Here is a 12,934-nt window from a genome sequence, read left to right as displayed (position 1 = left end):
GGCCACGACCGCGCCTCCGGCTCCCGCGGTCGTGGCCCCTCCACGTCCCTCCCTCCAGGCGTACCGGCTCCTGCCGGACGGGACGTCCTCCCCGTGGGGCCTGCTGCCGGCGGGTGATGCCGCCCCCCAGCCGCTTCCCGACGGAGACTGGTACGCGGAGCCTCTGGAGCCCGTGAGCACACCGGCCGAGGCCCAGGCGCTGGCCGCCGTGCTGCGCGAATACCGCGTCCCCGGTCTCTCCTTCGGGGAGCAAGGCCTCCCCGCCCCAGCCCTGCTCGCGCTCCTCGTCGAGGGCTCCTCGGTCGTATCGCTCCATCTCTCCGATACCGCGTTCGGCGACGAGCACCTGGCCGCCCTGAGGAACGCGGCACGGTTGAAGGCCCTGCACCTCGACGGCACACGGGTAACCGATGCGGGGCTCGCCTCTCTCCAGGGAATGCCACACCTGGCCATCCTGCGGCTGGATGCCACGGCGGTGTCCGACCGGGGGCTGGTTCTCCTCGCGTCGCTGACGACGCTGCGCCGGCTCTCGCTCAGCGGCACGTCGGTGAGCCCGCGGGGGCTCGGCCTGCTCGCGGCACAGACGGAGCTGGAGTGGCTGGATCTCTCGGACACCACGGTCGATGACACGGTCCTTGCGTCCCTGCCCGGGGACCGCTTGCGCACACTCGTCTTGAGCGGCACCCACGTCACGAATGCCGGCCTCGGCGCCCTGAGGAGAATGCCGGCCCTGAGCTCGCTGGGGCTGGCGCGGACGGCCGTCTCGGACTCAGGCCTGGCACACATTGGAGGGCTGCGCATGCTGGACGCGCTCCACCTGGGAAGCACCGGGGTGACGGATGCGGGGCTCGTCCACCTGGCGCGGTTGCCGGTGCTCCGGGTGCTGGTGCTCAGCAAGACACGCATCCGCGGCCCAGGGGTTCGTCACCTTGCCGGGCTCACACCGCTGGAGGTTCTCCATCTCGACGACACCCTGCTCGGGAACGCGGCGCTGCGCCACCTGCAGGGCCTCCACCACCTGCGCGACCTGGAGCTGTCGCGCACGGCCGTCACCGGGAGCGGCCTCCCTGCGCTGGCCGGCCACCAGGAGCTCGAGAGCCTCGGGCTCTCGGGTCTCGCGCTGGCGGACGCGTCGCTCGCGTCGCTGGAGTCCCTGGAGCGGCTCTCCCGGCTCGACCTCAGTGCCACGCGCATCGGCCCCGAGGCATTGAAGCAGCTCGGCTCGCGCATGGTCCTGCGGCACCTGGATCTGAGCCGGACCGACTTCAACGACGGGTGGGTGGCCACCCTTCGGACCTTTTCCCGGCTGCAGTCGCTCCGCGCCATCCGCACGCTCCTCACGGACCTGGGGCTTGGCCAGCTCTCCGAGTTGCGGGAGCTGGAGTCACTCCAGGTCTCGGGGAACCCCATCAGCGGCTCGGGGCTGGTACCGCTCCAGAAGCTCCCCCACCTCGTCAAGCTCGACCTGGGAGGCACCTGGCTGGACGACAACGGGGCGCAGATGCTCGCGGGCTTCGAGAAGCTCTCCTGGTTGAGCCTCGCCGGCACCCGCCTCGGGGACGAGGCGCTCGTTCACCTCCCGGGCTCCCTGCTCACGTTGTACCTGCTGCGCACGAAGGTCACGGACGCCGGCATGCCCGCGCTCCACCGGCTTCCCCTCCTTCGTGAGCTCGACCTGCGCGAGACGGCTGTCTCCGAGGCCGCGAGGGCCACGCTGGTGCGCGAGCATGGCGTCCGGCTGATGTCCTCCCCCTGAGATGAGTGCAGGCTGATCAACGCGCTTCAGCCCGCCCCCTCCACGCCGCGTCACAGGCACGCTCCAGCACCACCCGGGCCATGACGGTAGGCCCCCAGGCCAAGAGTGGCCAAGGGGCTACCGTCCGCACAGGGGCCAGGGCATGCCGCTGGAGCAGCCCCTTGCAGCGCATCCCTGCTCGCCAGCCAGCTCGGCTTCCTCCCCCAGGGAGCCGATGCCGAAGAGGCTTGGAGGGGTGCGTCCTAGAAGCTGGCGGTGGCGGTGATGCTGCCGCCGGCGGCCGGGGTGGTGACGGTGTTGTTGCCACCGCCCTGCCAGACGACGTTGCCGCTGCCGTCGCGCTTGAGGCACTTCCACTGCACGGTGGTGTTCGCGGGCAGCGCGTAGGTGCCGCGCCAGGTGGGGTACGCGGTGGGGCTGAGAATCTTGGTGGTGGTGGGGCTCCAGGTGTCGAGCTCCGCGACGCCGCCGGTGACGTAGACGTTCTGGCCCATCACGGTCGTGCCGTTGTTGCACACGAACTCCACGTTGGCGGTGGTGCCGGTGGGCGGCGGCGTGTTGGTGGTCCACACGGTGTAGTCCGTACCGGTGGCGGCCTGCGTCCAGCCGGTGCCCGGGGTCCAGGAGCCGGTGCCCAGCTTCACCGCCACCTTGCCGCCGATGATGGCCGCGTACAGGCCGCTCTCCGCGCGCTGGATGCTGACGGTGGACTCAGACGTGAGACCCGCGTTCTTGCGGATGTCCATCAGCGTCTTGATGGAGCTGCCCAGGCCCCAGTTGAAGTAGTGCCCCCAGTAGACGGTGGGGATGCCCGGGTGGGTGAGCACGTAGGCGTAGCCCGTCATCACCTTGGTGCAGGGCACCGGCCAGTGGTTCTGCCCGTTGCCGCACGTCTCGCTGGGGCCGGTGTCGTGGTTGTCCACGAAGGTGACGTGGCGGCTGGCCCACCAGCCGATGCCGCCCGCGGGCTTCCCGTCGGACGCCTTCAGACGCGTGTAGTTGTTGTTGGTGAGCGCGTCGTTGAGCAGGCCCTTGGTGGCGAAGTCGAACGCGGCGCAGGTGCCCGTGGTCGCGTCCACCCAGTTGGTGATCTGCTGCTTCCAGTTGTTGGGGTTGTTCGCGTCGAAGTAGTTCGTGGGCCAGAACTCACCCACGCAGAACCACGGGTCCGTCGCGGTGACGTACTCCTTCACGTAGCTGCCCGCGAAGCCCTTCACGAAGTCGAAGCGCCAGCCCGCGAAGCCCACGCCCTTCAGCCGGGTGCCCATCCACGTCTTCAGGTCCGCGCGCACGTTCGCCTGCGAGTGGTCCAGGTCGCGCGCCGCGGCGTAGCCCTCGCCGCTGTCCGCGTTGCCGCAGGCGCTCGGCCATTCGTCACCCGCGGCCACCGCGCTGCAGCCGCTCCAGGTGGGGTTGGTGAAGTCCGCCCAGTTGGCGGTGCCCACGCGGTGGTTCACCACGATGTCCGCGATGGGCTTCACGCCCTGCGCGTTGAGCGCGGCCAGCGCCTGGGTGAGCTCCGCCTCCGTGCCGTAGCTGGAGTTGAGCACGTTGAGCTGCCGGGGCAGGTAGCCCTGCGTGGACGCCGCGTCGGACGGTGGCGGCAGCCAGATCATCGTGAAGCCCGCGGCCTTCACCGCGGCCGCGTTGTTCTTCACCGTGTTCCACCACCCGCCCGCGCTGGCGGAGTTCCAGTGGAAGCCCTGGATCATCACGTCGGTGCTGGCGCCATCCAGCGGCTTGGCCACGGCTGGCCTGTTCGGCGCCGCGGTGGGCTACCTGCAGACGGCGGTGCCGTACTGGCTGGCGAAGGACGGGATGCCGCTGGCGGAGATTGGCGTGCTGTCCGGCACGGCGTTCTCACCGCACGCGTGGAAGCTGTTGTGGGTGCCGCTCATCGACCTGGGGCCGTGGCGCCGCGTCTGGTACGGCGTGAGCACGCTGCTCACCGCGCTGCTGCTCCTGGCGTGCGCGATGTTCCCGGAGCCCGCGCAGCACCTGGGCGTCTTCACGCTGCTGCTCACGGCGTTGCAGGCCGCCGCGACGACGGCGCACGCGGCACTCAACGGGCTGATGGCCACGACGTCCAAGCCGTCCGACAAGGGGCGCACGGGCGGCTGGCAGATGGCGGGCAACGTGGGCTCCACCGCGATGATGGGCGCGCTGGCCATCTTCCTGGCGACCCAGTTCTCCCGGCAGGTGGCGGGCATCGTGCTGGCCACGCTGGTGCTGGCGAGCGGCGCGGGCATCTTCTGGATCACCGAGCGGCATGATCCCTCCACCGTGCCCACCGGGCCGCTGCTCAAGGCGGCGGTGGACCGGGTGAAGAGCATCGTGATGGACCTGGTGAAGACGGCCTTCAGCCGCGACGGGCTCATCATGCTGGTGCTCTGCCTGGCGCCGGTGAGCTGCGGCGCGCTCAGCAACCTCTTCAGCGCGATGGCGGGCGCGTACCAGGTGCCGGAGCACACGGTGGAGATGGTGAACGGGCCGGGCATGGCCGTCACCGGCGCGGTGGGTTCACTGATGGGCGGCTGGCTGTCCGACCGGATGAACCGCAAGCTCGCGTACGCGCTGATGGGCGGGGCCACCGCGATGTGCGCGTTCGCCATGGCGGCGGGGCCCATGACGACGGACACGTACATCTGGGGTTCGCTCGCGTACAGCTTCGCGAACGGCGCGGGCTTCGCGGCCTTCGCCGGCATGGTGCTGGAGATGGTGAACGACGGCGCGGCGGTGACGACGAAGTACTCGCTCTTCGTCGCGGCCTCCAACTTCGCCATCAGCTACACGACGGCGCTGGACGGGCACGCGTCGGAGTTCCGCGGCATCGGCACGCGCGCCACCATCGCGGCGGACGGGCTGATTACCCTGGTGGGCATCAGCATCGTGGCGATCATCTTCGCGCTCTTCCTGCGCAAGAAGCCCGCCGCGGCGGCCGCGACCGCGTGAGCGCCATGGCCCCTGCATCCGTCCAGGTCGTCCCCTACCAGCCGGAGCTGCGCGAGCACTTCGCGCGGCTCAACCGGCAATGGATTGAGAAGGACTTCCGCATCGAGGGCTCGGATGAGGCCTCGTTCGCGGACCCTCACGGGATGTTCGTGGCGCCGGGGGGCGAGGTGTTCTTCGCGCTCGTGGACGGACAGGTGCTGGGCACGTGCGCGCTCAGGCGCGAGGACGCGGACACGTTCGAGCTGTGCAAGATGGCGGTGGCCCCGGAGGCGCGGGGCCGAGACCTGGGCGACGCGCTGATGCGGGCCGCGCTGGTCACGGCCCGGCAGCGTGGCGCGAAGCGGATGGTGCTGGTGACGAACAGCGCGCTGGGGCCCGCGCTGGGCCTGTACCGCAAGCATGGCTTCGTCACCACGCGCGAGGGCCCGGAGATTGCCCGGGAGACGGGCTACTCGCGCGCGGACGTGGAGATGGCCGTCACGCTCTGACGGCAGGCGGGCTGACACGTCAGCCCCTGGGCCTGCCACGTCAGGGTCATGGGGAAGGCCCACCGTTTCGCCGGGCCGCCCAAATGGTTCCAACCAGTTGGGATTCGAACATCCTTGGCATTCAGGATGCACTTGCAGGGCCGCACCCCTGCGAGCCACGCCTCACGGGGAATGTCACCCAACCCAAGGCGGACACCCATGACCCAGTACAATGATTTGTTCTTCCGTGTGAACACCGGTGACACCGGTGATCGCAACTTCGGAGCTGAGTCGAAGAACACCATTGCCTATCAATCGCCGGACATCATTCCCCAGGGCCTCACCCCCACGCTCAATCCGGCGGAGTTCTTCGCCGGGAACTACAGCTCGGATGTGGGGCAGAACCTGACGGAGAGCGGCGACAACTACATCTACCTGCGCGCCAAGAACCTGGCGGGAGCAACCCAGTCCGGAAGCGTGTCGCTGTATGCCGTGCCGGCGACGCTGCTCTTGTACCCCTACTTGTGGGCAGGCAATGAGCTGCAGACCAGCGACAAGAACGTCGACAACAACAGCAAGAACATCATCAAGGCCGACAGCGGCAAGGTTGCCGTGACGGACAACCCGTTCGTCTGGAGAGCCCCCACCCCTGACCACTACTGCCTCATCTCCCGGGTCTCCACCACGGCGCACCCGAATCCTGTTCCCACCACGGCCGTGGGCAACATGGACCAGCTGACGGAGTTCATCCTGGACAACCCGGGGTTCGGCTGGCGGAACGTCACCATCGTGGATGCAAACAAGCCGGACTACACCACCAAGGGCGTCATCTACCCCCATGGCTCCGCCGCGGCGATGGTGACCTTCGACATCAAGTGCGTGAACGTCCCCGCGGGGGCGAGCGTCGCCTTCTCGGCGGGGACTCCGGGGCCCTCGCCTCTCATCAGCCTGGGGGAGACCACGGTGCCCCAGACGCTCCCGGACCAGGACGGCAACCGCAACTGGCACACGGGGATCGACTGCTTCGTGCCGGCCGACTACTCGACGACCATTGACTACTCGTATTGGTCCCATGGCCTTGCCCCGCTTCCGGGGATGTCCATCACGGTCCGCGTCCTGCCGTTCGTCTCCGATGACCACCGCCTCTTCGGCCGGCTCTTCACGCCGGAGCAGTTGGGGATGTCTCCCGAGCGGTGCAAGGCGCTGGCGGGCAAGCGCGGCATCGTGCTCGGCTCCCACACCACCGTCTTCCGCTGAGCGGAGCGGCAAGCCTGGCTGAATGAAAGCGGCCACCGGCTCTTGCGAGCCGGTGGCCGTTTTCTCGTGGGTGCCGCGGTGCTTCAGCGCTTCGTCACCCGGGCCTCACCCAGGACCATGGACCAGTTGTTCATGACCTCTGTGGGCTGGGCGGCGCCATAGGTCTGGCTCTGCATGGACGTCTTCGTGTTGAGGTGGCTGCTCATGTAGATGAGCCGGCTCATGGCAGGCCCCGGCTGCTGGTTTCCCTGGAGCGCGTCCTTGAACCGCGCGCCGAGATAGCCCGGAGGAATGCTCTGGTAGTTCAGCCGGACCCGGATGGAGGCCCACGAAGGAATCTCCGCCAGGGGAACCTGGTACACCAGCGTGTCTTCGCCCTCGGCCTCCTGGGGATGGCTGTCGTTGGGGTAGTCCGGGTCGCTTTCAATGGCGGGCTGGGTTCCCTGGACCGCGCTCAAGGGCATGGTGATTTGAGCCAACTGGTAGAGGTCCAGGCCCAGCTGAAGCTCGCCAGACTTGCGCAGGCTCGGCGGCTTCCAGCCCGCGGGGAGGATCCGGTTGTCCTTCAGGTCCTTGAACTGCTGGAGCTCCAGGCTGGTGACCTTCTTGACGTCGTCCATGACGCGGACCTCGTAGATTTGGACCTGGTCCTGCCGCTGGAGGGTCTGGAAGTGCGGCTGGAGCAGGCCAGGGTCTGACGAGAACTCGCTGGTGAGGATGTTGTCGCCATTGGCATTGCAGGGACCATTGCAGATGGCGCCTTGCGCGTTGGGTTGTCCCGACGCCCAGAGCGCCTTGCCGGACGCGTCCAGGACCTCGAACTGGATGAACGCCCGGCGGAAGCCCGCGCCGCTGGGGAACTTGTGCCCCGCGTTGTTGCTGAGGGTGACGGGGACGCTCAGCATGCCGTTGTCCGTGGACATGTTCCCCAGGGAAACCTGCACGGCGGGGAGCCGCGGATTGTAGGAGCCCTGGGCCGTGCTGTACGCGAGGTCCAGGATGGACTGCTCGGCGTTGAGCAGGTTCTGCGCGACCACGTAGTTGCGTCTGGCATCCGTCAGCGGTGCGACGGTGCCATCCGGGAAGCGCAGGGCGATGAAGACGTCATCCAGGAGGAGCACTTCGCCACTCCGGCCGGTGAAGCCCAGCTCCAGCCGCCGGATGTCCGTGCCCACGGCCATGGTCGCCTGACGCGCCTGCCACCTCGACTGTCCCGGGTCGACCGCGAGCGGAGGTGTCGTGGACGCCGCGACTCCTTGCGCGTTGAAGGTGCGCACGACGAGCTCGCCGCAGGAGAGCTGGTCGCACCAGGCGGTGGCGCCCCAGAGGAGGGTCGTCTTGCCGCCTCCCTTCTGGAGGGCGTCCTGATAGCGGCTGAGGTCGATGCTCAGCGTCGCGCTGCCCGGGTTGAGTTGGAAGAAGTAGCGGCCGTGGCTCGGGGAGATGGAACGTCCATGGTCGCCCGAGACTTTCTGGACGGCGGCGATGGCGCTGTGGTCGCTCCAGCCCTTCGTATTGCCATCCTCGGCGCCCGGATTGGGGACGAGGTTGGGCGTGCGGTTCAGGATGTCTGGGGATTGGAGGTAGGGCGGGATGCGTGAGTCCTGCGACAGGTAGAAGTCCAGCCCGAGCACGTCCGGGAACTGCTGGAACATCTCGTGAACGAACAGGTTGATGCCCAGCAGCGTGTGGCGGTTGTACTCGCGCGCCACCGGGGGCGGACTGCCCTGGTAGAAGGGGTCCAGGTCGTCGTTGTACTGCGCCACGTACACGCGGTTGTCGTGGGGGGATGACGGCGAGGTGAGCGGCATGTGGCAGCCCTGGCACGTCGTCTTGGAGTCGGGATAGCCGCTGTTGAGCCACTCGAAGTAGGTGGTCTGCTCATAGGCGAGCGCGACACAGGGGTCCTTCGTGAAGTTGCCGTTGGCGTCGAAGGTCGTCTTGCTGGCGTCGCAGCTCGCGGGGCGCTCGTAGCCTTCGCTCGCTTCGGAGATGCGCATGCCAGGCCTGTAGTTGGTGGGGACCTTGGGGAGGATGACGACGTGGCAGGCGCCGCAGACCATGGAGTCGCGCAGGTAGCTGTGTCCGTCCACGTGCGCCGCGGTCTCCAGGCTCACCCCCGCAGCGGCCATGGGCTTCGCGTTGAGGCCGAAGTCAGGCCCGAGGATGGCGCCGGGGTGCAGGTTCATGGACGAGGTGAAGGGGAAGGACGGCGGCGTTTGCGTCTTCTTCTCCTCCGCGCTGACCAGCCGGTCCGAGACGCCCGCGCCGAAGAGGTCTCCGTCGGAGCCATAGAAGAAGCCGTAGTCGGCGCCATTCCAGGGCTGGCCCTCCTTCGGCGCCATGGAATGACAGACGGCGCAGGAGAGTCCGTCCCGGGCCAGCGCGCCGTAGGTCGCGTATTGCGAACCCGCCGAGGAGGCCGAGGGGAACGGGTTCTTGTAGGGCGCGCCCTCTGGCGTCGCGTAGAGGGTGAAGTGGTCGAACGGGGCGTTGTTGGCCAGGGCCTGGCGCTCCGCCAGGGGGGAATGGCATCGCAGACAGAGCTGGTCCACCTGGTAGGGCTGGTGAGGAGACAACGAACGGGTCGTCTCCACCTGCGCGAGGAAGACAGGGTCCCGGCCCGCCAGGGCCTTGATGGACGCGCTCCAGTCTCCGAAGGGGGACCAGTTGGCGGACAGGTTCATGGGGCCCGCGCCACCGCTCGGCCAGAGGCTGTTGACCGTGGGCTGCTGCCAGAACGCCATCTCCGGCAGGTCGCTGCCCTGGGCCTTCCAATCCGAGTCATGGCAGGACTGGCACACCAGCGAGGAGTTGAAGTCCTGGCTGCCGAGGTTCAGTCCGTTGTGCGCGATGTCCAGGTTCCGGGGCGGCAGTTTGACGAGGTCAGCGCTCTGGATCCTGGGCAGCTGAACGCCCAGCTGCGTCGAGTAGAACTTCAGGAAGGCCTGGGCCTCGTCGCTGGACTCGGCGAGAGGCGTGAGCAGGGCATTGCCTCGCGGGAACACGGGATAGGGCGGAGGGACGAGGCCATCCCCTCCGCTGCCGCTCGTGGCCAGGACCGCTGGCTTGGGCGCCCCGCTCCGCACGACCACCGCGGCCGCGATGGCGAGCCCTACGCCCGCCGCGACAATCACATGACGCGCATATCTCGTCTTCATGGGTTCACCTCGGTGGAATGGGAGCGGCGGGACTGCGCTGGGGACGCGGCGGGAGCGGGCAGCGCCTCCCACCGGTTCATCCAGAAGGGGGCCTGGGGCCACCGCTGTTCCTGGCGGTAGTAGACGCCGCGTGTGCGTTGATGGTCCTGGAACCGCGCGTTCAGCATGGACTCGTAGTCCTGGAGCGCGTCCGCGTCGCCGCTCAGGCAGCGCTCCAGCGCGTCGGCGGACAGGAGCGCGGAGTCCAACGACTTGGTGATGCCCTGGGAGGACAGCGGATCATAGGTGCACGCCGCGTCGCCCACGGCGAGCCACTGTTCCCCCCGTGGCCGGTCCAACTGTCCGACGAGCACGGGCACCGCGATGAGCGCCTCGCCTACGAAGTCACAAGCGTCCAGCCGCGCCCAGGTCACCGGCGCCTGCTTCAGCAGGTTCATCCAGGGCTCGGGCGTGGCCCAGCGCAAGCCGCGCAAGGAGTCCCCATCGCCGACGAGCGCGACGACGACCCGCCCTCTCGGCAGCAACGCCGAGTACCACCAACCCTCCGGGCAGGACTCCACCAGCGCGTGGGTGGGGAAGACCGCGCCGCCCTGAAGCTGGAAGGAGCCATACACGGCGAAGCAGCGGTCGCTCACGAGCCGCCGCGCGCCGCGTGCCGAGGCGAAGGTGGCCTTGCCTCCCGTGGCGTCCACGACGAAGCGTGCCCGCAGCGTGCTGGGGTCTGCTGCCCCATGGGCGAGGCGGAGCCGATAGCCGTTGCGCCCCAGGGATTCCGAGTCCACCAGGGTCGTCGCCCGCAGCACCCGAGCGCCTTGCCGGGCGGCTTCGACGCTCAGCCGTTCGTCGAAGCGCGTCCGGTCCAGGTGCCAGGCGGAACCCCAGGGGGACATCATCGTGTCGTTGAAGCCCGGCTCCGCCCTGCCCCAGCATGACGCCGTGCCGCGGGAGGCAAGGTGCCCGTCGCGCAGGAAGCTTTCCCAGACGCCGAGCCGTGACAGCGACAGGCGGACGTCCGGCGGCAGGGTCTCCCCCAGCCGGGGGGCGTCATAGGTGGTCCGCTCGACCAGGGTGACGGAGAGCGACGGCGCCTTCCTCCTCAAGGCCACGGCCATGGCCGCGCCCGCGGGGCCGCCGCCAATGACGGCCACGTCGCAGGAGTCCTCGCTCACGAGTTGGCCACCTTCGCGAGGGCCGGTTCCTCTTGGCCCGTGGCGGGCGCGTACGTCCGCTCCACCTCGATGAACGTGGGCGCGGGCGGCAATCCTGGCGCGGATTCAGGGCCCTGCTGGGGGGCGGGGGCATCCGACCGCTTGAGGACGAAGCCCAATTCCTTCCAATGGAAGACCATGGCTTCGTCCGTGTCGAAGTTGATGTCCGTCGGACGCGTCCAATAGTCCTGGTGCCATTGCTGGTCGTCTCCCAGGTAGCTCACGAAGTAGGGCCGTTGGGCGGGCCACCACCAGAGCGACGTCCCCTGGACGGTCTGGTTGGAGCACTCGTTGAAGTCGGCCTGCCATGGCAGCGCCATGTACTTGCTGGCATCCCCCGGCTCCAGGCCCAGCCCGTCGTGCGGATTGATGCTCCACTGGAGCGGCTGGCCGGTGGGCCTGTCGCGGTGCTTGAAGCGGAAGCCCGCGGCCGGGTCGTCCTGGAAGAAGTTCGCGTCCCGGGCAATCCACGTCATCTCGATGCCCGGGCAGAACGCGCCACCCACGCAGTTCTCCAGCACGGCGCGGTCCAGCCGCGCTCCCTCCGACGCGGGGGCCTTGGGGGGCGAGTGGTCGACCTTGCCGGCGCTGTATTGCTGGAGGAGGAAGTACTGGGTCCGCGTGAGGCTCAGGAACTTCCGGGGGATGATGTCGGAGATGGGGTTGTCGCCCGCCATCTTCGGCATGAGGTCCGGCGTCGGCGCGTTGACGTCGTCGGGGTTCCGGATTCGCTGAAGGAAGCGGGGGCCCAGGTTGCCGCCCTGGATGGCATCGTGTCTGCCATTGCCCTGCGGACCCACGTCAGCGACCCACTGATAGGCGGCGGGGCGGCTGAGGATGGGAAGAAGGTCCGCCTGGAAGTTGGGCGTGTAGTCCTGCTGGAACTGCCCACCCTGGTAGAGCCCGGGGACGAGCCCCCTCTGGGTGACGAAGGTGTCGAAGAGCGTGTCGTAGAGCGTGATGACGTTGAGGATTTGAGGCGCGTACCCGGGGGGCCCCACCACGACCCACGCGGGGAACTCCACCTCGTGCTCCGAGTTGTCATCCATGACCAGCGTCGCGGTGACGGGCCCGTCCGAGATGTCATCCCACCAGAAGGTGTTGTTGGCGTACGTGTCCAGCCGGGGCTGGGGGTAGGCGTTCGTGTCGATGAACCCCTTGGCCTGGGTCACCTGATCGGGCGTGAGCCCCAGGCTGGGGGCCGTGAGGACGGAGGCGACGGCGGCGTCGAACGCCGCCTGGGTGTCGTAGCCGATGTCCGCGATGCTCTTCAGCGCGATGAGGATGTCCTGCGCCTTCCCGCTGAGGCCGCTCACCTTTTCCAGCGTGTGGTACCGCGCCCAGTCCTCCAGCAGCCCACTCGTGATGTCGTAGCGGACCGACACGCCGGACTTGCCGTAGCCGCCCACCGCGTGGAGATAGCCCCGGGCATCCGTGACGAGCTTTCCCAGGGTGGTGATGTCGCTGCCTTCGGGGAGGAGTCGCGATGGGCGGGCCGACGCCGGGAGCAGCTCACACTGCACAGTGGTGGGACCGCCCGCGCTGCCCAGACAGGTGACGGTGCGCGGCCCCGCGTCGAGGATGAACGCGTTGCGGTCATTCCCCACGGTGCGAGGATTTCGCAGCGGGTGGTCGACGGCGTAGGTGCCGTCCGCGCCCTGTTGCTGCCGGAACTCGTACCAAGCGGACTTCTTGTTGGCCAGGTGGACCGTCCAACGGATGTCTTTGATTCCGCCTTCCCCCGGCTGGACCCTGCGCCCGTTCGAGCCGGGCGAGTCGTAGGCGTGGATTTGAAAGCGCGCCGCCTGTCTGCGCACCGCCATGCTGGCATCGCGAAACCGGGTCACGCTGCCGCCCGCCACCTCCAGCGGCAGTCCTCCTGCCTCCTCGGGACCGAGGTAGTAGTCCTCGCTGTCTCCGACGCGGGCCACGCCAATGGCCGGGTGAATCTTGTAGGTCGTGCTCATGCCTTTGCTCCTCGCGGTGGGGAAGGAGCTGATGCAAAAGACACTCCCCTCAAGGGAAGCGCAGAAATTCCAGAAATACTGCACATTCTACAGACAGGGGCCATGTCCCGGCAGTGGCGGACGTGGCCATTGACGCGTCAAGGATTGGCCATGACGTGTCAGCCCC

At 68.4% G+C, this 12,934-nt stretch carries 8 protein-coding genes; 4 read left to right on the top strand and 4 right to left on the bottom strand.

What is annotated here, in order from left to right; translation table 11 throughout:
• The coding region (locus D7V77_RS18325; protein WP_120577580.1) for a hypothetical protein at positions 1–1,756 on the top strand (1,756 nt) is incomplete at its 5' end.
• A gap of 242 nt (positions 1,757–1,998) precedes the next feature.
• Here the strand turns inward: D7V77_RS18325 and D7V77_RS18320 are convergent.
• Complete coding sequence (locus tag D7V77_RS18320) at positions 1,999–3,414, bottom strand: glucan 1,4-alpha-maltotetraohydrolase domain-containing protein (protein WP_233597083.1); 1,416 nt, start codon at positions 3,412–3,414, stop codon at positions 1,999–2,001.
• On the opposite strand from D7V77_RS18320, the gene D7V77_RS18315 reads away from it, so the two are divergent.
• The 3 genes from D7V77_RS18315 (at position 3,335) to D7V77_RS18305 (ending at position 6,432) form a co-directional block, all read left to right on the top strand.
• Positions 3,335–4,708, top strand: a complete 1,374-nt coding sequence (locus D7V77_RS18315) for an MFS transporter (protein WP_233597082.1) — start codon at positions 3,335–3,337, stop codon at positions 4,706–4,708. The two genes, D7V77_RS18320 and D7V77_RS18315, sit on opposite strands and share 80 nt — an antisense overlap.
• 5 nt (positions 4,709–4,713) lie before the next feature.
• Positions 4,714–5,196 (top strand): GNAT family N-acetyltransferase, encoded by a 483-nt coding sequence (locus D7V77_RS18310; protein WP_120577578.1) that lies wholly within the window; start codon positions 4,714–4,716, stop codon positions 5,194–5,196.
• 198 nt (positions 5,197–5,394) lie between these two features.
• Positions 5,395–6,432, top strand: coding sequence for a hypothetical protein (locus D7V77_RS18305; protein ID WP_120577577.1), 1,038 nt, complete (start codon positions 5,395–5,397; stop codon positions 6,430–6,432).
• Positions 6,433–6,515: 83 nt separating this feature from the next.
• On the opposite strand, the gene D7V77_RS18300 is transcribed toward D7V77_RS18305, so the two are convergent.
• The 3 genes from D7V77_RS18300 to D7V77_RS18290 are packed head-to-tail and all read right to left on the bottom strand — an operon-like array spanning position 6,516 to position 12,768.
• On the bottom strand, positions 6,516–9,593 hold the full coding sequence (locus D7V77_RS18300; protein ID WP_147452095.1) for a hypothetical protein: 3,078 nt from the start codon (positions 9,591–9,593) through the stop codon (positions 6,516–6,518).
• Positions 9,590–10,762 carry a tryptophan 7-halogenase gene (locus tag D7V77_RS18295; protein WP_120577575.1) on the bottom strand — a complete coding sequence of 391 codons (1,173 nt, stop codon included), beginning with the start codon at positions 10,760–10,762 and terminating at the stop codon, positions 9,590–9,592. Before D7V77_RS18295 ends, D7V77_RS18300 begins: the two co-directional genes overlap by 4 nt.
• Positions 10,759–12,768 carry a LodA/GoxA family CTQ-dependent oxidase gene (locus D7V77_RS18290; RefSeq protein WP_120577574.1) on the bottom strand — a complete coding sequence of 670 codons (2,010 nt, stop codon included), beginning with the start codon at positions 12,766–12,768 and terminating at the stop codon, positions 10,759–10,761. The genes D7V77_RS18295 and D7V77_RS18290 overlap by 4 nt, the downstream gene beginning before the upstream one ends.
• Between the last annotated feature and the right edge of the window lie 166 nt (positions 12,769–12,934).

This window comes from Corallococcus sp. CA041A, assembly GCF_003612075.1.
In the GTDB taxonomy this organism is placed as follows: Bacteria; Myxococcota; Myxococcia; order Myxococcales; family Myxococcaceae; genus Corallococcus; species Corallococcus exiguus.
This window is presented reverse-complemented; position numbering and strand designations above follow the sequence as displayed.